Source organism: Limnobaculum allomyrinae (genome assembly GCF_016649425.1).
Classification (GTDB): Bacteria; Pseudomonadota; Gammaproteobacteria; order Enterobacterales; family Enterobacteriaceae; genus Limnobaculum; species Limnobaculum allomyrinae.
The window spans coordinates 14,564-34,335 of sequence record NZ_JADRCR010000014.1; the positions used below are offsets into that span (position 1 = coordinate 14,564).

Annotated in this window: 17 protein-coding genes, 1 tRNA gene and 1 pseudogene; 12 read left to right on the plus strand and 7 right to left on the minus strand. The window is 39.7% G+C overall.

What is annotated here, in order from left to right; genetic code table 11:
- Window positions 1-30: 30 nt before the first annotated feature.
- The 4 genes and pseudogenes from sugE to efp form a co-directional block, all read right to left on the minus strand.
- The gene (sugE, locus tag I2494_RS18655; RefSeq protein WP_218468527.1) at window positions 31-345 is read right to left on the minus strand and encodes a quaternary ammonium compound efflux SMR transporter SugE; all 315 of its coding nucleotides are present in this window, start codon (window positions 343-345) and stop codon (window positions 31-33) included.
- Window positions 346-481: 136 nt separating this feature from the next.
- A pseudogene (locus I2494_RS18660) lies at window positions 482-835 on the minus strand (DMT family protein).
- 42 nt (window positions 836-877) lie between these two features.
- Window positions 878-1,009 (minus strand): entericidin A/B family lipoprotein, encoded by a 132-nt coding sequence (locus I2494_RS18665; RefSeq protein WP_218468526.1) that lies wholly within the window; start codon window positions 1,007-1,009, stop codon window positions 878-880.
- Between the two features lie 79 nt (window positions 1,010-1,088).
- Window positions 1,089-1,655, minus strand: coding sequence for an elongation factor P (gene efp / locus I2494_RS18670; protein WP_130590181.1), 567 nt, complete (start codon window positions 1,653-1,655; stop codon window positions 1,089-1,091).
- Between the two features lie 41 nt (window positions 1,656-1,696).
- Here efp and epmB point away from each other — a divergent pair, with 41 nt between their 5' ends.
- On the plus strand, window positions 1,697-2,722 hold the full coding sequence (gene epmB / locus I2494_RS18675) for an EF-P beta-lysylation protein EpmB (RefSeq protein WP_218468525.1): 1,026 nt from the start codon (window positions 1,697-1,699) through the stop codon (window positions 2,720-2,722).
- A 276-nt stretch (window positions 2,723-2,998) separates the two neighbouring features.
- Window positions 2,999-4,216, plus strand: a complete 1,218-nt coding sequence (gene fliB / locus I2494_RS18680; protein WP_218468524.1) for a flagellin lysine-N-methylase — start codon at window positions 2,999-3,001, stop codon at window positions 4,214-4,216.
- A gap of 90 nt (window positions 4,217-4,306) precedes the next feature.
- Here fliB and groL read toward each other — a convergent pair whose 3' ends face one another.
- From groL to I2494_RS18695, 3 genes are all read right to left on the minus strand, one after another.
- Window positions 4,307-5,953, minus strand: coding sequence for a chaperonin GroEL (gene groL, locus I2494_RS18685; protein ID WP_218468523.1), 1,647 nt, complete (start codon window positions 5,951-5,953; stop codon window positions 4,307-4,309).
- Window positions 5,954-6,005: 52 nt separating this feature from the next.
- Window positions 6,006-6,299: a co-chaperone GroES gene (locus tag I2494_RS18690; protein WP_108901213.1), complete on the minus strand. Its 294-nt coding sequence runs from the start codon at window positions 6,297-6,299 to the stop codon at window positions 6,006-6,008.
- 173 nt (window positions 6,300-6,472) lie between these two features.
- The gene (locus tag I2494_RS18695) at window positions 6,473-6,952 is read right to left on the minus strand and encodes an FxsA family protein (RefSeq protein WP_218468522.1); all 480 of its coding nucleotides are present in this window, start codon (window positions 6,950-6,952) and stop codon (window positions 6,473-6,475) included.
- Window positions 6,953-7,359: 407 nt separating this feature from the next.
- On the opposite strand from I2494_RS18695, the gene aspA reads away from it, so the two are divergent.
- The 10 genes from aspA (at window position 7,360) to I2494_RS18745 (ending at window position 19,749) form a co-directional block, all read left to right on the plus strand.
- A complete protein-coding gene (aspA, locus tag I2494_RS18700; protein ID WP_218468521.1) occupies window positions 7,360-8,784 on the plus strand; it encodes an aspartate ammonia-lyase in 1,425 nt (474 codons plus the stop codon).
- 148 nt (window positions 8,785-8,932) lie between these two features.
- Window positions 8,933-10,234: an anaerobic C4-dicarboxylate transporter gene (locus tag I2494_RS18705; RefSeq protein ID WP_218468520.1), complete on the plus strand. Its 1,302-nt coding sequence runs from the start codon at window positions 8,933-8,935 to the stop codon at window positions 10,232-10,234.
- Window positions 10,235-10,371: 137 nt separating this feature from the next.
- Window positions 10,372-10,710 (plus strand): divalent cation tolerance protein CutA, encoded by a 339-nt coding sequence (gene cutA, locus I2494_RS18710; RefSeq protein WP_218468519.1) that lies wholly within the window; start codon window positions 10,372-10,374, stop codon window positions 10,708-10,710.
- A complete protein-coding gene (locus I2494_RS18715) occupies window positions 10,686-12,434 on the plus strand; it encodes a protein-disulfide reductase DsbD (RefSeq protein WP_218468518.1) in 1,749 nt (582 codons plus the stop codon). Before cutA ends, I2494_RS18715 begins: the two co-directional genes overlap by 25 nt.
- 137 nt (window positions 12,435-12,571) lie before the next feature.
- Window positions 12,572-12,647 (plus strand) — tRNA-Phe (locus I2494_RS18720).
- 856 nt (window positions 12,648-13,503) lie between these two features.
- Window positions 13,504-14,574 carry a UDP-N-acetylglucosamine--undecaprenyl-phosphate N-acetylglucosaminephosphotransferase gene (gene wecA / locus I2494_RS18725; protein WP_228351020.1) on the plus strand — a complete coding sequence of 357 codons (1,071 nt, stop codon included), beginning with the start codon at window positions 13,504-13,506 and terminating at the stop codon, window positions 14,572-14,574.
- 133 nt (window positions 14,575-14,707) lie between these two features.
- A complete protein-coding gene (locus I2494_RS18730) occupies window positions 14,708-15,964 on the plus strand; it encodes a polysaccharide export protein (RefSeq protein ID WP_218468517.1) in 1,257 nt (418 codons plus the stop codon).
- Entirely contained in the window at window positions 15,952-16,398 is a 447-nt protein-coding gene (locus I2494_RS18735) for an arsenate reductase/protein-tyrosine-phosphatase family protein (RefSeq protein WP_218468516.1), read from the plus strand. The genes I2494_RS18730 and I2494_RS18735 overlap by 13 nt, the downstream gene beginning before the upstream one ends.
- A 23-nt stretch (window positions 16,399-16,421) precedes the next feature.
- Window positions 16,422-18,572, plus strand: coding sequence for a polysaccharide biosynthesis tyrosine autokinase (locus tag I2494_RS18740; RefSeq protein ID WP_321206125.1), 2,151 nt, complete (start codon window positions 16,422-16,424; stop codon window positions 18,570-18,572).
- Between the two features lie 55 nt (window positions 18,573-18,627).
- Window positions 18,628-19,749 (plus strand): EpsG family protein, encoded by a 1,122-nt coding sequence (locus I2494_RS18745; protein WP_218468515.1) that lies wholly within the window; start codon window positions 18,628-18,630, stop codon window positions 19,747-19,749.
- The last annotated feature ends 23 nt before the right edge of the window (window positions 19,750-19,772 follow it).

Genomic DNA, 19,772 nt, shown 5'->3' on the forward strand with positions numbered 1-19,772 from the left:
GGCGTCAAGAGACCAGGTGGGCTAATGTTATTACGAACTAAATTTCAGGCCAATAATCCCGCCAATAATCAGACACAGACTGATTATCCTCATTACGCTGGCAGACTCTCCCAACAAAATGATCCCAGTCACTGCGGCGCCAACAGCACCAATACCGGTCCAGACTGCATATGCAGTTCCTACAGGTAGTGTTTTCATTGCATTTGCCAACAGAAAAACACTGGCAGCCATTGCTACTGCGGTAATAATGCTGGGGGTTAAACGGGTAAATCCGTGGCTATATTTCAAACCGATTGCCCATACCACTTCCAGCAAACCAGCAATAAACAGAATAATCCAGGCCATAATAGGCACTCCCCTGATACTTTGGGGTCGTCCCCTGAAATGATGATGCGTGGTAGGGTCGTCCCAACCAGCCAATAAGCAGATACCGCTCATTTTATTTCAGTAAATCCTGAAATAAAATAGTACGGCTCTGTCATTATACCATGATTTTATTCCTGAACATAAAGAACACCGCACCCAACAGGCATAAGCCAGCCCAGATATAATCTGTACGGAAAGGTTCTTTAAGGATGTACATGGAAAAAGGAATAAACACCGATAAACTAATCACTTCCTGAATAATCTTTAACTGACCCGCACTGGCAACTTCATAACCGATTCGGTTAGCCGGTACTTGCAACAGATATTCAAACAGCGCAATGCCCCAACTGACTAACGCAGCAATCACCCAGGTTTTACTATGAAAATATTTTAAATGCCCATATCAGGCAAAAGTCATGAACACGTTGCTCAGCGTCAACATGCAAACAGTGATAATCAATGATGACATGGCGGCTATACCCTGATAAAAGAATAACCTGAGAAATTAACTTCAGCTGGCCCCACGTTCAATTGCACTACCAACATGGCGGATATCTTCTCCAAAGCCACGGACGGTATTGCAACCACTGAGTGCTGAAACCACAACCAGTGATAAAAAGATAGCACTAATAGCTTTAAACATGCCGCACTCCTTATCGTCAGAATTGTTTTAGCAAAACAGATAAGGCCGTAAAACGGCCTTATACTGGCAATTAAGAAAATTACTTAACGCGAGATACGTATTCGCCAGAACGAGTGTCAACTTTGATCACTTCGCCTAACTGAACAAATAATGGAACTTTAACTACCGCACCGGTAGATAAGGTTGCTGGTTTGCCACCAGTACCTGCAGTATCACCTTTTAGTCCTGGATCGGTATCAACGATTTCCAGTTCAACGAAGTTAGGTGGAGTTACGGCGATTGGAGAACCATTCCACAGAGTCAGAATACATTCAGCCTGTTCAACCAACCATTTAGCGTTATCACCAACGGCTTTTGCATCCGCAGCTAATTGCTCAAAGGTTTCATTGTTCATAAAGTGCCAGAAATCACCGTCGTTATATAAATAAGTCAGGTTCATATCCATAACGTCAGCACCTTCAGCGCTGTCGGTGGATTTGAAGGTTTTTTCTAATAACTTACCAGAAATCAGTTTACGCAGACGAACGCGAGCAAAGGCCTGGCCTTTACCTGGTTTCACAAATTCACTTTCAATAACGGCACAAGGTTCGCCGTCTAGCATGATTTTAAGACCCGGACGGAAATCGTTGCTAGAATAAGTCGCCATGATGGTCCTCTTTCTTGATTAATTAGGTAGCTCAGCTAAAAATGGCGCACATTGTAACCTATAACACCGCAACTAGAGAAGGATGGTTGCAACAGTTATCGGATGTTATTACCGATCCTGAAGAATTATTACGTTTTTTATCTCTTGAGAATCACCCCGAACTACGTGCCGGTATAGAGGCTCGTCGACTGTTTGCCTTACGTGTCCCTCGAGCATTTGCAGCCAGAATGAAAAAAGGCGACGCCAACGATCCTTTATTACGGCAGGTCATTACGCTACAAGATGAGTTTTTTGAAGCGCCAGGTTACAGTGTAGATCCTTTAGAAGAACAAAGTGCAGCCGTTCCGGGCTTATTACATAAATATCATAATCGGGCTCTGCTGTTGGTTAAAGGTGGGTGTGCCGTTAACTGTCGCTACTGCTTTCGCCGCCATTTTCCCTATCATGATAATCCTGGTAATAAAGAGAGCTGGAAAAATGCATTAAACTATCTCAATCAGCATTCAGAGCTGGACGAGCTTATTTTCTCCGGTGGCGACCCTTTGATGGCCAAAGATCATGAACTGGACTGGCTAATAACAGAAGTAGAAAAAATTCCGCATCTACAACGCTTGCGTATTCATTCTCGCTTACCGGTAGTTATCCCGGACAGAATAACCGATGAGCTGTGCCAACGTCTTGCCCGCTCGCGCTTACAGATTGTCCTGGTTACCCATATTAATCATGAGAATGAAATTGATTCTGATGTAAAAAATAGCATGCAAAAATTAAAAAATGTTGGAGTCACCTTATTAAATCAAAGCGTATTATTGAAAGGAATCAATGATAATTGCAACGCATTGGTTAATCTGAGTAATGCATTATTTAGCTCAGGAATATTACCTTATTATCTCCACGTTTTAGATAAGGTACAGGGAGCCTCTCATTTCATGATAGATGATAATGAAGCTCGCCACATTATACGAAAAATGTTGGAAACAACATCCGGGTATTTAGTTCCTAAGCTAACCCGAGAAATTGGTGGACAACCCAGTAAAACCCCATTGGATTTGAACATAATTCTTTAATAATCAATAAGTAATAATAGAAAAATCCACCTGTGAACATTTAATGCAGATGGTTTTTTCTATGCAATAAGACAATTGACAAACCAATGAAATTATTTATTTTAATATATTTAAGCTTAGTAACTATAATTATTCCCTTATAGAAAAAAATATAAAAACACTTTTTTCTAATAAATATAACGCCCTATTCTCTACATAAGTTTTACTTATTTACCATTCGAAAATAAAACCGTACTATAGCTATTGATGGAATACATATACATTGGATAGGCTGGGATGAATATCATCAATATTTATGAACCTGAATATGTACGCCGGTTTCAATGTAATGGCGGTGGGTGTTTATGTACTTGTTGTATTGGTAAAGAGATCCCTCTGGATAAAATCAGCACTCAGGCTTATCTGAAAAGTGCTGATGAAGATATCCGCACGGTAGCCCAGCAGAGTATTCAACTGGCAAAAACCGATCTGGAGAACTGGGGAACAATCCATCTAACCAGAGATAACTATTGTCCGTTCTTTGATAAAGGTCGCTCCTGTACTTACTGCCTCATTGGCCGCAGAGACGATCTCCATACCCGTCCTAAATTCTGCCTTGATTACCCTTATGTGGATATTCGCTGGCAAAATGAGGTACGTAAAAGTTTGGCTATTGAATGTCCGGAAGCTTGTGGTCAGATCCTAATGAGCCAGACATCCATTTGGTTGGAATCGAAAAAATTGATTTCATCCCGCAGTCAATCGCCTCTCAGCGATATCTATCACCAGGTTAACGCTGAATGTATTGGTATTGCGCTACGCCCGGAGCTGTCTCTTTCTGAACGATTAATGGCAATCGGTGAATTAGTGTCGCCGATGAGTCACGATGATTACACCAATAAAAAACAGAAACATCAGGCCATAGAAGAACTGCATTTGCGTGCAGCATCCTTAACTCATGAGCATATTAAATCCCACATGAGTGAAATCCCCCGCAACAATGTGGCCCGTTGGCAGCTATTTGCTCAAATTGGGTCTCAGGTAGCAGAATTGGCCAATGTTGAAACGGTGCCTACCATGGCGGCATTCTGGAAAGAGGTTCACCATGATATTCTCCAGCAGTCCACCGAGAGTGGTGCTCAAAAAATTGCCGATCTTGAGAATGCCTGGATGCAAACCGTCACTCCGGTATTCAATGAATTTCCTCATGTGGTAACCAACTATCTGTTTTATCGCCTTTACCATGATAGTTTTCCCTATCACGCAAAGATGTCTGAAGTTGAAACCTATTATCAATTGATTACTGACTGCTTCATACTTCGCAATCTGATTAGCTATTGGGCTCTGAAATATTCCCAACTGAGAAAATCAAAGATGATCGATATTGTGAATATTTATCACCGCTGGCGTCGTCAATATCCGGAAACATTAAAGCTATCGGCTAATAGTCTGAAAGAAGCAAGGCTTTATCATCCGAAAGCTATTCTTCAACTATTGCTGAATCCTGCATCTTAATAGTTTTGCCTGATTAGATTTTAAGACATAAAAAAACCCCGGCATAAACCGGGGTTTCAACTATTCAGACAGGCTGAATGTACAGGGGAATTACATCATTCCGCCCATACCACCCATGCCGCCCATACCACCAGCAGCGCCCATGTCTAATTTGTCATCTTTCGGCAGGTCAGTCACCATACATTCGGTGGTGATCATCAGACCGGCGATTGACGCTGCATATTGCAGAGCAGAACGGGTTACTTTGGTTGGATCCAGAATACCCATATCGATCATATCGCCATACTGCTCAGTTGCAGCGTTATAACCGTAGCTACCATCACCGGCTTTCACATTGTTGGCTACAACAGATGGTTCTTCACCTGCGTTAGCAACGATTTGACGTAATGGAGCTTCCATTGCGCGTAATGCAACACGAACACCAACGGTTTGATCTTCGTTATCACCCTGAAGGTTAGCAATTTTCGCTGCAACGCGAATTAATGCTACGCCACCACCAGCAACAACGCCTTCTTCTACGGCTGCACGGGTTGCTTGCAGAGCGTCTTCTACGCGAGCTTTCTTCTCTTTCATTTCGATTTCAGTTGCAGCACCGACTTTCAGCACAGCAACACCGCCAGCTAATTTAGCTACGCGCTCTTGCAGTTTTTCACGATCGTAATCGGAAGTGGCTTCTTCGATTTGCTGACGAATCTGGGTTACGCGACCTTTGATAGCGCCTTCTTCACCAACACCATCAATGATGATGGTAGTATCTTTGTTGATAACAACGCGTTTTGCCTGACCTAAATCTTCCAGAGTGGCTTTTTCCAGCTCTAAACCGATCTCTTCAGAAATAACGGTACCGCCAGTCAGCGTTGCGATATCCTGCAACATCGCTTTACGACGATCGCCAAAGCCAGGTGCTTTAACCGCAGCCACTTTCACGATACCACGCATAGTGTTAACGACCAGCGTTGCCAGAGCTTCACCTTCTACATCTTCAGCAATGATAGCCAGTGGTTTACCCGCTTTAGCAACTGCTTCTAATACTGGCAACATTTCACGGATGTTAGAGATTTTCTTATCGACTAACAGGATGAAAGGACTTTCCAGTTCAACAGCACCCGTTTCTGGTTTGTTGATGAAATAAGGTGAGAGGTAACCACGATCGAACTGCATACCTTCAACAACGTCCAACTCGTCTTCCAGGCCAGTGCCTTCTTCAACGGTAATAACGCCTTCTTTACCTACTTTTTCCATTGCTTCCGCAATCAGCGAACCAACGCTTGAGTCGGAGTTGGCAGAAATAGTACCAACCTGAGCAATCGCTTTAGAATCAGAGCAAGGCACAGACAGTTTTTTCAGTTCTTCAACTGCAGAAATCACCGCTTTATCGATACCGCGCTTCAGGTCCATTGGGTTCATACCCGCAGCAACAGCTTTCAGACCTTCAGTTACAATCGCCTGAGCCAGTACAGTTGCGGTAGTAGTACCGTCACCTGCAGCATCGTTGGCTTTGGAAGCAACTTCCTTCACCATTTGTGCGCCCATATTTTCGAATTTGTCTTCCAGCTCGATTTCACGCGCTACGGATACACCGTCTTTAGTGATTGTTGGTGCGCCAAATGACTTATCCAGAACTACGTTACGACCTTTAGGTCCCAGAGTCACTTTTACTGCATCGGCCAGAACATTTACGCCGCGTAACATTTTTACACGTGCATCATTACCAAATTTAACGTCTTTAGCTGCCATTTTCAGGTTTCCCTTAACTTTTCAATTCAGTTCAAAAAAAGAGCGCTCTAAATTACGCTTCAACAATCGCCAGAATATCGCTTTCGGACATAATCAGGACTTCATCGTTATCGATTTTTTCTACTTTTACGCCGTAGCCATCGTTAAAAATAACGACATCGCCAACTTTTACATCCAGTGCTTTCACTTCGCCGTTTTCTAGAATACGACCTTTGCCAACAGCCAGTACTTCACCACGGGTGGATTTTGCTGCGGCAGAACCAGTCAGCACAATACCGCCAGCTGACTTAGTTTCAACTTCTTTGCGTTTTACAATTACGCGGTCGTGTAGTGGACGAATTTTCATTGATAGCTCTCCTTTGAGAAGGTCCTTACCAGGTTAGGTTTGAGCAGGTACATTTAATTACCAGCCTCGTGAAAGTGATATTGGGGGCATTCACCTCCCCTTCAAGGGGGGAAGTGAAAAAAATTTACATAAGTTGTTTTGCATAAACAATGAGCAACGTTCGATATGGATACTTAGAGATCGGGGTCTTTTTTGTCACCAATGTGTTTGCTTGTGTCATCCTCTTTACGCTGAAACTCACCTTCAACAGTATATCCCCCCTGACTTGCTGTCGATGAATTTCCCGGAGCTGAACGAAACACATGGATAAATGGCATCACTCTTAAAGTCAGTAATTTCTGAACTGGTGGCAGCAGCAGCAACAATCCTAAAAAATCAGTAAAAAAACCGGGAATAAGTAATAAGAAACCGGCGAGTAGCAGCGAAACGCTTTTTACCATCTCGCCAGCGGGATTCTCACCATTCGCCATTTTTTCCTGCATTTGTATTAATGTTTTTAGCCCCTGATGGCGAACCAATGACACTCCCATACACGATGTCAGGATCACCAGAATTAATGTCAGTGCCACGCCAAAAACAGCGGCAACTTTAATAAAAATTGTGATCTCAATATAAATCAGCAGAAACAACAAAATTAACGGTAGCCAGCGCACACAAGCTCCTTAACATTCGGAAATTAAATGATTTTTTACATAGTAACATACTGAAGCTATATCAAAAACAAGCATAATTAACATCAAGATGACGTTTTGATAACCTATCATTAAAATTAGCAGAAGCAGTTTAATATACTATATATATAGCCTTGATATAGTGCTGACCTCTTAAAAAATCAACTCTGACGATAAAAACAACAACTACCTCTTTAGTGTGATTTAAATCACGTTTATGTCATTAATATTTTTTATGATGCCAATAATCTGATCTAGGTTCATACTTTTAATCAAAAGGAGCTTATGATCTCCACACCAAGAGCGCCAACGCTTTTATAATATTGTAATCATTTAGCAACACAGTTTTTCACTATTTTATTCATCTTGGTATATTAAAGAAGGTTTACATGTCAAATAACATCCGTATCGAAGAAGACCTGTTAGGGACACGTGAAGTGCCTGCTGAAGCTTACTATGGTGTACATACTCTGCGTGCCATTGAAAACTTTTACATCAGTAACAGCAAAATCAGTGATATCCCAGAGTTTGTTCGTGGCATGGTAATGGTAAAAAAAGCAGCCGCAATGGCGAACAAGGAACTGAAAACCATTCCTCGTTCAATTGCTGATGCCATCATTCAGGCTTGTGATGAAGTTTTGAAAAACGGTAAGTGTATGGATCAATTCCCTGTTGATGTATATCAGGGTGGTGCAGGTACCTCTGTCAATATGAATACTAACGAGGTTATTGCCAACATTGGTCTGGAGATGATGGGTCATCAAAAAGGGGAATATCAGTATCTGAACCCAAACGACCACGTCAACAAATGCCAGTCTACTAACGATGCTTATCCTACCGGGTTCCGTATCGCAGTTTACTCTTCATTAATGAAACTGGTTGAGTCTATTGAAGTACTGCGTGCAGGCTTTGATCGTAAAGCTGTTGAGTTTAAAGAAGTCCTGAAAATGGGCCGTACTCAATTACAAGACGCTGTACCAATGACTTTAGGTCAAGAATTCCATGCTTTTAGTGTGTTACTAAAAGAAGAAGTCAAAAATATTACCCGTACTGCTGAGTTCCTGCTCGAAGTCAACCTTGGCGCAACAGCTATCGGTACCGGTTTGAATACACCAAAAGAGTACTCCCCTCTGGCGGTGCAGAAGCTGGCTGAAGTTAGCGGCTTCCCATGCGTAGTTGCAGAAGACTTGATTGAAGCAACGTCTGACTGTGGCGCTTACGTGATGGTTCATGGCGCATTAAAGCGTCTTGCAGTAAAAATGTCTAAAATCTGTAACGACCTTCGTTTACTCTCTTCTGGCCCACGCGCTGGTTTAAACGAAATCAACTTACCTGAGCTACAAGCTGGTTCTTCTATCATGCCAGCTAAAGTTAACCCGGTTATTCCTGAAGTAGTTAATCAGGTTTGCTTTAAAGTTATCGGTAACGACATTTGCGTAACTATGGCTGCAGAAGCTGGCCAATTACAGTTGAACGTAATGGAACCTGTTATCGGTCAGGCTATGTTTGAGTCAATTCACATTCTGTCTAACGCATGTCACAACCTGGTTGAAAAATGTGTTGATGGTATCACTGCCAATAAAGAAGTGTGTGAAGCCTATGTGTTCGGCTCAATCGGTATCGTCACTTATCTGAACCCATTCATTGGCCACCACAACGGTGACATTGTTGGTAAAATTTGTGCTGAAACCGGCAAAACCGTACGCGAAGTTGTTCTGGAGCGCGGTCTTCTGACCGAAGCAGAACTTGATGATATTTTCTCCATCAAGAACCTGATGCACCCAGAATATAAAGCAAAACGTTACGACGACTAGTTGCGAGAGAACTAAGACTCTGCAATAACCAAACAAAAGGCATGTCATTTGAAAAATAGCATGCCTTTTTAATACCCGTAGGAACTTGTAGTCGTTAACTTTGTGTTATCTATTTTTAATAACACGTATAAAATCAAGGAAATAATATATGTTAGCTGTGCAATTTGTGATTGTCCTGCTGGCCATCTATGTTGGTGCACGACTAGGTGGTATCGCCATCGGTTTTGCCGGTGGACTGGGCGTACTGGTTCTTACTACGGTTTGTCAAATCAACCCTGGTAATATCCCGTTCGACGTTATTCAAATCATCATGTCCGTTATCGCGGCAATTGCAGCAATGCAGGTCGCCGGTGGTATGGACTATCTGGTTAGCTTAGCTGCTAAACTGCTACGTAAACATCCTAAATACATTACGTTTCTGGCACCGGTCGTTACCTATGTCATGACAATCTTCGCTGGTACTGGCCACACAGCTTTCTCTACTATGCCGGTTATCGCCGAAGTGGCAAAAGGTCAAGGCATCCGTCCTTCACGTCCACTGTCTATCGCGGTTGTGGCATCACAGATCGCCATCACAGCATCACCAATTTCAGCTGCGGTAGTATTTACTGCTGGTATTCTGGAACCTGTTGGTGTCAGCTACTTAACCCTGTTAGGTATTTGTATTCCAACCACCTTTGTTGCAGTTATGTTGACTGCTGTTGTCAGTAACTTCCTGGGCAGCGAGTTAAAAGACGATCCGGTTTATAAAGACCGTCTGGCTAAAGGCCTGGTTAGCAATACTAAAGTTGCCGACATCGTGATTAAGCCGGGTGCAAAGCTTTCTGTTCTGTTATTCCTGCTCGGTATCGTTGCCGTTATGCTGTATGCAACAGCAATCAGTAAGTCTGTAGGTCTGATCGAAAACCCTATCTTAGGCCGTGACCATGCAATCGTTGTCTTCATGTTAACTATTGCCACCGCAATCTGTGTATTCTGTAAGATTGATACTAACGAAATCCTGAATGCGAGTACCTTCAAATCAGGTATGAGTGCTTGTGTCTGCGTACTGGGTGTTGCGTGGTTAGGTGATACTTTCGTTCAAGCTCACATCAACGAAATCAAAGAGTTCTCTGGTAGCCTGCTGCAAGAACACTCCTGGATGTTAGCGATTATTCTATTCTTTGCTGCTACGCTGCTGTATTCACAAGCCGCAACAGCGAAAGCACTGTTACCAGCAGCGCTGGCTCTTGGCGTAACACCAGTTGGTGTTGTAGCGTCATTCGCCGCTGTTTCTGCTCTGTTCGTTCTGCCAACTTACCCAACACTGCTGGCAGCTGTTCAGATGGATGATACCGGTTCAACCCGTATCGGTAAGTATGTGTTTAACCATTCATTTCTGGTTCCGGGCGTTATTGCTATTGCCCTGTCAGTTCTGTTTGGCTTTATCGTAGGTAATATGGTTCTGTAATTGCCTTTATAGACCTGAGGTGTTCGCACTTCAGGTCTATTCCCCTCTTTCTCTTCCAGTTACTGACAAACCCCCACTCAACCAGTATAGTGTTTTGCTGAATGCAACATGTTTTCCATCATCCAGAGGTAAACATTATGACAGCAGCAATTTCTAACAGTACCAACGCCATTGTTATTCTTTGTACTGCGCCAGATGAGGCGAGTGCACAGGAGCTTGCAACTTTAGTATTGGCTGAAAAATTAGCCGCCTGCGTCACGATTTTACCTGGTGCCACTTCCCTCTACTACTGGCAGGGTAAGCTGGAGCAGGAGTATGAAGTGCAGATGTTGCTCAAAACTAACTGTCAGCATCAGGATGCTCTGATGGCGAAGCTAAAACAGCATCACCCTTACGAATTACCAGAACTGCTGGCATTACCTGTCAGTGGAGGCAACAAAGAATATCTATCATGGCTCGACACATCACTAAATTAATTATTCTCTTTTGGCTGACGCTGTTTTGCACCTCGTTTAGTGCGCAGGCTTCACTATTTGATAAAACACCCTCTGCCGGAAAGTTTGTCAGTGTCGATCAGGCTTTTGCTTTTGATTTTAGTCAGAACAATCAACATCTGATTCTCAAGTGGGATATCGCTCCGGGTTACTATCTCTACCAACACCAGATAAAAATTGAAGCACAAGATGCCACAATAGCACCCTATACATTCCCCACGGCGGAAAAGCATAACGATGCCTTCTACGGTGATACTTTAATTTATAAGCATTCTTTATCAATTCCGTTAACCCTTTCACAAGCAAAGAACAACTCAGTCATTACTGTGAGTTATCAGGGTTGTGCTGAGGCAGGATTTTGTTATCCCCCTGAAACACGTACGGTTCCATTAAGTGAAATAACAACCACCAGTAATTCTGTAGCAATAACGTCATTACCTCCGCAAACCGATGAGGCAAAGAGTGAGGAGTCACTCCCCTTCTCCCCTCTGTGGGCCTTAGTTATTGGTATCATTGCCGCGGCAACCCCTTGTGTGCTGCCGATGTATCCATTGATTTCCAGTATTATTTTGGGAAATAAGCAAAGTTATAGCCTGAAGCGCACTTTTTTTCTGGCCTTTGTTTATGTGCAGGGAATGGCGTTAACTTATACCGCATTGGGTATTGTTGTGGCCGCTGCTGGTATGCAATTTCAGGCCTATTTTCAACATCCTGTAGTTTTAATTGGATTGTCAGCGTTATTCATTCTGCTGGCACTCTCTATGTTTGGGGTCTATACCCTACAACTCCCTTCGTCATTACAAACCAAAATGACCGGCTGGAGCAATAATCAAAAAGGCGGTTCCCCTTTAGGCGTCTTTATTATGGGAGCGCTGGCAGGGCTTATCAGTTCTCCCTGTACCACCGCGCCATTAACTGCAATCCTGCTTTATATTGCCCAAAGCGGCAATCTGCTTGCTGGTGGTGGAACACTATATCTGTATGCTCTGGGAATGGGGATACCTCTGATACTGGTTACGTTATTTGGCAACAAGGTACTACCACGTAGTGGCCCATGGATGCAGTATGTCAAAGAAGGATTTGGCTTCCTTATTCTGGCACTTCCGGTGATCTTATTAGGCCGCCTGTATGGCGAAATTTGGGAACTGCGAATGTGGTCAGCGTTAGGATTAGCTTTCTTTGGCTGGGCTTTTATTGTCAGTTTACGTTCTCAACAAGGGTGGATCAGACTCCTTCAGTTATTATTACTGGCCGCTGCGCTTATTGTTACCCGCCCATTACAGGATTGGGCATTTAGCCCCGCAATTCCACAGGCCCAGGCTGATACACATAGCCTGTTTACACCGGTTAGTGATAGTGATGAACTACACCAGGCTCTGGTTAATGCCAAAGGTAAGATCGTTATGTTAGATCTGTATGCTGACTGGTGCGTGACCTGCAAAGAGTTTGAGAAATATACTTTTAGTGCACCTTCAGTACAAAATGCACTGTCTGATGCAGTTTTACTTCAGGCGGACGTAACGGCGAATAATAGGCAACATATCGCGCTGCTGAAGGAGTTTCAGGTACTGGGTCTACCCACTATCCTGTTTTTCGATCAAACGGGCAGAGAGCTTACTGGGCTTCGCGTATCAGGATTCATGAATGCAGAGCAGTTTGTTGAGCATATTGAAAAAATCAAAAAGCATACCGCTCAGGCTAAATAACATAGCGTCTATTTCGCTGAATATTTAGGCATAACGATAGAATTCGAGTGAAAAAACAGCGGTTGATCGGAATTTGCGGTTTAAAAGACAGAAAGCCATTGACGATAAGGCGCAGATCCGGTTTAATGCGCCCCGTTGCCCGGATAGCTCAGTCGGTAGAGCAGGGGATTGAAAATCCCCGTGTCCTTGGTTCGATTCCGAGTCCGGGCACCATAATTCAGAAAACCCGCCTATTGGCGGGTTTTTGCTTTTGTAAAGTTTAAAATATTTGTAATTAAAATTAATATTATTTCGTGTAATCATTATTAATATAATAGTTACATCGGCGTAACAAGTAAGAATGTCATTACAAGAGCGAAGCGATTTCTGACTATATTAATTAATCAATTATAATTTAATCGCATTCATTACCCACCAGACGCATCATCTAATTTTGTAATGGTTATATTTATTGAGTCCTATAAAAGACATTCTCTTCTTAAAACGCTCAAAAAATCTCATAAAATCTCACGACAACCTAATTAAACTCATTACTTTATAATCAGTTACTCTTTACAATCATATTATTAGATTTAATCAATCGCATTGATTATCAAGTAATGACTAATGCCGCAACTCACTAATATCAGAGCTTTTAATATTAGTATGAGGAGAATATAAACGGATTTAAAAACCAGCAAACAATAACTGCCCGTTGCTTTAATCCATCTACTCCTTTAGAATTCGATTATACGTATTACTGAAATTCAAATCGGTATATACAATCGTGCAAGTGAAAAACAATGAACATCTTTGTTGTTTCATAATTGTTCAAAATGGATAAAAAATAGAGATAGAAGAATGACAGGAAGTCATGCACTGCTTATTCCCACTGGATATTCCTTTCATTAACTATCATATTTTATATGATGCATAGTTTCTATTAACCCATAGAAACCATCTATTTTCATATATGAAATAGCATCAAATAAATTATCAACTTAATTAATTCAGCAAAATGGCAGCTGTAAGTCATGGGCGGTAGCTTGCTCTAAATCCTGCAAATTTGCAAAAGGGCTAAAGGTACTCTGTGTTTTTCTTTTTATTGTCGGCATCAGCCTGTTGCCTGATTATATTATTGATAAGTCGAATTATTGCCATTCAAGTCGGTCTGGTAGATAAGCCAAATAACCGTAAGCTACATCACGGACATATTCCATTAGTTGGTGGAATTGCTATCTATCTTTCTATGTGCATTATGTATGTCCTTTTAGATGAATATTTACCACATAGCACGGCCTACCTGATTGGTGCATCAATTTTACTTATTGTAGGAATATTAGATGACCGTCTCGATTTACCAGTCTATCCCAGAATTATTATTCAGGCCTTGGTTATCATTCTATTAATGATAGATGGAGCTTATCTCTATTCATTAGGCCATTTATTACCTAATAATATTCTGATATTAGGCGAGATTGGGTACATTATTACTTTATTTGCCATGTGGGCATCAGTTAATGCTTTTAATATGACCGATGGCATTGATGGCCTACTGGGTGGGCTTACATGTATTTCCTTATTAGGACTGAGTATCAGTTTTTATTTAGGCAATCAGAATAATTTAGCGATATGGTGCCTTACACTGATCTCCATTATTATTCCATATCTATTACTTAATTTAAGTATTCCATTCGGTAAGAAATTTAAAGTCTTTATGGGGGATGCCGGTAGCACACTAATCGGCTTTACTATTCTTTGGTTATTATTATTAGCAACCCAAGGTAATAATGCTGTTATCGCTGCAGTAACGGGCCTATGGCTAATAGCCATTCCTTTAATGGACATGGTTACTGTGATGCTTAACCGTATTCTGCAGGGAAATAGCCCTTTTAAACCAGACCGTGGGCATTTACATCATATTCTAATGGATCAAGGAATAAGTCCGCATCAGGCACTTCTTATCATAGTGACTATCGCTTTACTCCTTGCCTTATTAGGTATCATATTAGAACAATTTAAAATCAAAGAGATAACCTCTCTCCTCTTGTTTCTGAGTGTATTTTTCATCTATTTCAATTTAATGAGAAAACTCCAATTAACAAGTCCTAAACAGCGGACAAAAAAAGAACCACAGGTTTCAAATAATAATACTAACTAAATGAATATATGAAGTAATTTCAATAAGGTGACATTAGCTTTCTATCTCATTTAAATAGCAATGTACTTACCTACAATCGGGCGATAGTAAATTATCAGATTGCCAGCGTATTTCTGATGTTGGCTCCAACTTTATGGCAGTAAATAAAATGAAAACATCAATATTAATTCCATCACTAATAACTCTGACCCTTTTAAGCGGCTGTACCCTGGAACCCGGTAGTCATCTTTCGATTTCAAATAAGACGGTTCAGGAACAGGAAGATGAAAATTTTGATATTAACCAAATGGTTAATGTCTATAGCATTACGCCACAGTTAATTGATGAAGTTCGCATTCATCCCGCTGTTGCTCAATCTAATCCGCAATTAGAAAATGAACTGCAAAGCTATCAATATCACATCGGTATTGGTGATGTCCTCATGGTTACTGTATGGGATCACCCTGAGTTAACGACGCCCGCAGGCCAATACCGAAGCGCCAGCGATACAGGAAACTGGGTTCAGTCCGATGGTACTATTTTCTATCCTTATATCGGAAAATTATCGGTTAAGGATAAAACAATGGCACAGGTTCGTGCTGATATCACAAAACAACTTTCACAATATATTGAGTCACCTCAAGTTGATGTAAGCATAGCGGCGTTTAGAGCTCAGAAAGCCTATGTAACAGGAGAAGTCGCTAAATCAGGTCAACAACCTATTACCAATATCCCTCTAACGATTATCGATGCACTCAATCAGGCTGGTGGTCTTACAGAAAACGCTAACTGGAACAATGCAATACTTACGCGCAACGGTAATAAATATCCTATATCACTAAATGCCTTAATGCAGCATGGCGACCTAACTCAAAACCGTTTATTGCATGATGGTGACATTTTGTATGTTCCTCGTAACGACGATTTGAAAGTCTTTGTTATGGGGGAAGTTAAGAAACAAAGCACATTACGCATGGATCGCAGTGGCATGACATTAACTGAAGCTCTCGGTAATGCGGATGGAATAGATCAGAGCATGAGCGATGCCAGCGGCATTTTCGTCATCCGCTCCATTCGTAATAACAATATCGAAGGTAATAACGACATGAGTACTGTTACTGGAAAAGTTAACGATGAAGACTCATTACAATTTAGCCCACTAGAAACAAATGACGCTACTAAAAATGCTGGCACATCAAAAAAATTAGCCAATATATATCAACTAAATGCAAAAGATGCATCAGCGTTAGTGTTAGGAACTGAGTTTCAGTTACAACCCTATGACATTGTCTATGTCACAACAGCGCCAATTGCCAGATGGAATAGAGTTATTAGTCAGTTAGCCCCAACAATCACCAGTATCAATAGCATGACAGAAACAACTCGCTGGATAAAACAATGGCCGAACTAGAATTCAATTCTATTCTGGTCGTGTGTATGGGGAATATCTGCCGCTCGCCGATTGGCGAACGACTTCTACAAACCTATCTACCTCATAAGATTGTTCACTCTGCGGGGTTAGGTGCACCAAACGATGCTCCAGCAGACAATACCGCAATCGAAATTGCAACAAAGCATGGTATATCGCTGGAAGGCCATAAATCAAAACCGTTCACGATACAGATGTCCAGGCAATATGACCTCATTCTTGTAATGGAGAAAAGGCATATTGAAATGATAACAAAGTTAGCCCCGGAAATAAGGGGGAAAACATTGTTATTCGGCCACTGGTTTAATCAACAAGAAATTGCAGATCCATATCGAAAAAGCAAAGAGCTATTTGAATTGGTTTATCAACAATTGGAAAACTCTGCCAAACGATGGGTAAGTGTTTTACAAAACTAATTAAAATAAAAGCAAGAGATTAAATGAGCATGACAGAAAAACATGAACTCTCAAATGAAAAACGAATAACAAATAATGAGGTTGATTTAACCTACTTATTAGGTATTGCTTTAGACTATAAATGGTTAATTTTTATAACCTTATTAATATTTGCTGTATGTGGAACACTCTACGCCTTTACCGCAACCCCTATTTATAAAGCAGACGCATTAGTTCAGATTGAACAAAGATCTTCATCAAATATGCTTGGAAAATTATCTGAAATGTTACCAGATAATAAATCCTCATCAGCACCAGAAATTGAAGTGCTAAAATCAAGAATGATTTTGGGAAAAACCGTAAGAGATTTAAATTTAGACATTTTAGTTAAACCCCAATATTTCTTGGGTATTGGAAAAAAGTTTTCTCAACTATTTAATATAAAGAAAAATAAGATATCAATTACTCAATTAGAAGTACCAGATGAATGGATAAATAAAGAATTCATACTAAAAGTAATTTCAGAAAATAGTTACGAAATCAATATTGACGATCTGAAAATTGAAGGCCGCGTAGGAGATTTAATCAATAAATCAGGATTCACCATCCTTGTAAATAGTATCAAATCAGAACCTAATGCTAAATTTGAAATAAAAAAACTATCAGAGCTTTCGGCGATTAATAGTTTATCTGAAAGATATGATGTTTTTGATAAAACCAAAGATAACGGTATTCTTCAATTAACATTAGAAGGCGAGGATCAAAATAAAATATCAGAAGAACTTAATAGCATTACATATAACTATTTAAGCCAAAATATTGTTAGAAAATCAGAAGAAGCAGCTAAAAGCCTGGATTTTCTCAACAGTCAGATCTCTGTGGTTAAAGCTAATTTAGATGAGGCTGAAAATAATTTAAATAAAGTCCGGCAGGAGAATGTTTCAATAGATCTTCCCCTAGAAGCAAAATCTACACTGGATGCTATAGTTTCTGTAGAGTCTCAACTCAAAGAATTAACGTTAAATGAGGCTGAAATATCCAAGTTATATACAAAAGATCACCCATCATATAGAGCATTACTTGAAAAAAGAACAACATTAAAGAAGGAAAAAGAAATTCTGAATAAGCGTATTAGTGATATGCCTAAAACGCAACAAGAAATCTTACGCCTGACACAAGATGTACAATCCGGACAAGATGTTTATATGCTCTTATTAAACAAACAGCAAGAATTAAGCATCAATAAAGCAAGTACAGTCGGGAATGTTAGAATCATAGATTCCGCAGTAACACAACCGAAAGCTATAGCACCTAAGAAGGTTTTAATAATATTAGCCTCTATATTGCTTGGTATGTTAGTTTCATTCTGTATTATTGTAACTCGAGTATTTTTAAATCAAGGTATTGAAAGTACAGAAACCATAGAAGACCTTGGTATAAATGTGTATGCAACTGTACCAGTATCCACTTGGTTAATTAACCAAAATAATACTTTAAAGAAACGAGGTACTAAAAAACCGCGTTCTAATAGTTTGCTTGTTACTGATAATCCAACGGATATTTCTGTAGAAGCCATAAGAAATTTGCAGGCAGGATTACATTTTGCTTTGTTTGAAGCATCTAACAAAATATTAATGTTTACCAGTGCCACTCCAGAAGTTGGAAAAACGTTTATTAGCTGCAATCTTGCTGCCGTAATGGCCCAATCAGGGAAAAAAATTCTTTTTATTGATAGTGATATGAGACGAGGTGAAGCTCACTACATATTAGAAGGAAGAGAAAAAAATGGGCTCTCGGAATTATTATCCGGTCAAATATCAATTACTGATGCCATTCAGAGTATAAAAATCAATGGCTTAGATTTTATTTCCCGAGGTGAGGCTCCATCAAACTCATCAGAATTATTGTTTAATGAGAAATTAAACAAATTACTTGTTTGGGCAAATGAAAACTATGATTTAATTATTATTGATACACCACCAGTTCTGGCTGTTGCGGATGCCAGCATAGTCGGTAAGTATGCAGGAACATCAATGCTAGTAACCCGATTCCAAAAAACAACATTAAAAGATCTAAAAACATCAATCAGAAGATTAGAGCAATATGGAATAAAAATAAAAGGTGCCATCTTTAATGGCCTTGAAAGAAAAAGCTCAAATAGTTATGAATACAATACATATAAAGACTATTTATAATATTGAAAATGAAATTAAAGATTATACGTAAGCGCTATAAATTATAGCTTCCCATATGAATAACACACTTATATTTTACGTAATATTCCTTCTTCTTTTTTTTATTTCTTTTGCTCAATGCAAATTGAAAGAAAGTGATGAAAAAGGGAATCTCTACCTTTTAAATATAGTAATAATAACTTTGTTTTTTATTGTAATAATATCAGGAATGCGAGGAAAAGGAGTCGGCGCTGATGATTATAACTATATAGCCTTTATAAGAAATACACCTGAATTATTTAAAATAAAATTTGATGAAATAAAAGGCTCTACAATGGAACCAGGATTTACATTATTGGTTTCATTTTTAAAGATGTTTTCTGAAAATGTGAATTTTATTTTTACTTCTATAACCGCAATATCTGTTTTATTGATTTCTATTTCATATTATAAATTCTCAAGATTCTATTCATTTTGTATATTAATATATTTTAGTCATATCTATCTTTATAGAGAAATGACTCAAATTCGCGCTGGCATAGCCTATGCAATAGTTCTTCTTGGATTTTATTTTTTATATAATAAAAGAAATAATTTATTCTACTTACTTGTAATAATATCGTCCTTTTTTCATATATCAACATTAGCAGCGATTATTATTATTCCGTTTAGTAAAGTTATCAACACTAGAAAACGGGCTATAGCTATTATTTTTCTTGCTATAGTCATGTCACTAGGTAATGTTTCCAATATCCTTATATCTTATGCATCAATATATTTATCCAACTCAGCCCAGATTCAAAAATATGTTTTAGATAGCGCCGGGTATGTGTACTCACTGGATCTATTTAATCCAACAACGATAAAACAGTTTATATTTATGTTTATCGTTTTTATATATTGGAATGATATTGTTAAAATTACAAATTCAAAGATTAAGATTTTAATTTCATCATATGTCTTGTCCCTATTCTTCTTAATTGCATTTTCTTCTTTAGCCGTCTTTGCATCAAGAATTGCCAGTATATTTAGTATGATAGAACCTATATTAATAGTTCAAATTTTACTTTCACAAAAAGACACCTCAAAGAGAATGGCAATGATGATATTATTTTCTATTATTTATGCCCTAATCCTATGTTTGAATCTAGAGATCAAACAAGTTCTTGGTCCATATTCAAATATAATATTCTCATAGTCTTCTACAGTGACAGTTTAGCA

Excerpts from the sequence above, each read along its gene's own strand:
- sugE (WP_218468527.1), bottom strand. The coding sequence starts at position 345 with ATGGCCTGGATTATTCTGTTTATTGCTGGTTTGCTGGAAGTGGTATGG.
- I2494_RS18665 (WP_218468526.1), bottom strand. The coding sequence starts at position 1,009 with ATGTTTAAAGCTATTAGTGCTATCTTTTTATCACTGGTTGTGGTTTCA.
- efp (WP_130590181.1), bottom strand. The coding sequence starts at position 1,655 with ATGGCGACTTATTCTAGCAACGATTTCCGTCCGGGTCTTAAAATCATG.
- epmB (WP_218468525.1), top strand. The coding sequence starts at position 1,697 with ATGGCGCACATTGTAACCTATAACACCGCAACTAGAGAAGGATGGTTG.
- fliB (WP_218468524.1), top strand. The coding sequence starts at position 2,999 with ATGAATATCATCAATATTTATGAACCTGAATATGTACGCCGGTTTCAA.
- groL (WP_218468523.1), bottom strand. The coding sequence starts at position 5,953 with ATGGCAGCTAAAGACGTTAAATTTGGTAATGATGCACGTGTAAAAATG.
- I2494_RS18690 (WP_108901213.1), bottom strand. The coding sequence starts at position 6,299 with ATGAAAATTCGTCCACTACACGACCGCGTAATTGTAAAACGCAAAGAA.
- aspA (WP_218468521.1), top strand. The coding sequence starts at position 7,360 with ATGTCAAATAACATCCGTATCGAAGAAGACCTGTTAGGGACACGTGAA.
- I2494_RS18705 (WP_218468520.1), top strand. The coding sequence starts at position 8,933 with ATGTTAGCTGTGCAATTTGTGATTGTCCTGCTGGCCATCTATGTTGGT.
- cutA (WP_218468519.1), top strand. The coding sequence starts at position 10,372 with ATGACAGCAGCAATTTCTAACAGTACCAACGCCATTGTTATTCTTTGT.
- I2494_RS18715 (WP_218468518.1), top strand. The coding sequence starts at position 10,686 with ATGGCTCGACACATCACTAAATTAATTATTCTCTTTTGGCTGACGCTG.
- I2494_RS18730 (WP_218468517.1), top strand. The coding sequence starts at position 14,708 with ATGGCAGTAAATAAAATGAAAACATCAATATTAATTCCATCACTAATA.
- I2494_RS18735 (WP_218468516.1), top strand. The coding sequence starts at position 15,952 with ATGGCCGAACTAGAATTCAATTCTATTCTGGTCGTGTGTATGGGGAAT.
- I2494_RS18740 (WP_321206125.1), top strand. The coding sequence starts at position 16,422 with ATGAGCATGACAGAAAAACATGAACTCTCAAATGAAAAACGAATAACA.
- I2494_RS18745 (WP_218468515.1), top strand. The coding sequence starts at position 18,628 with ATGAATAACACACTTATATTTTACGTAATATTCCTTCTTCTTTTTTTT.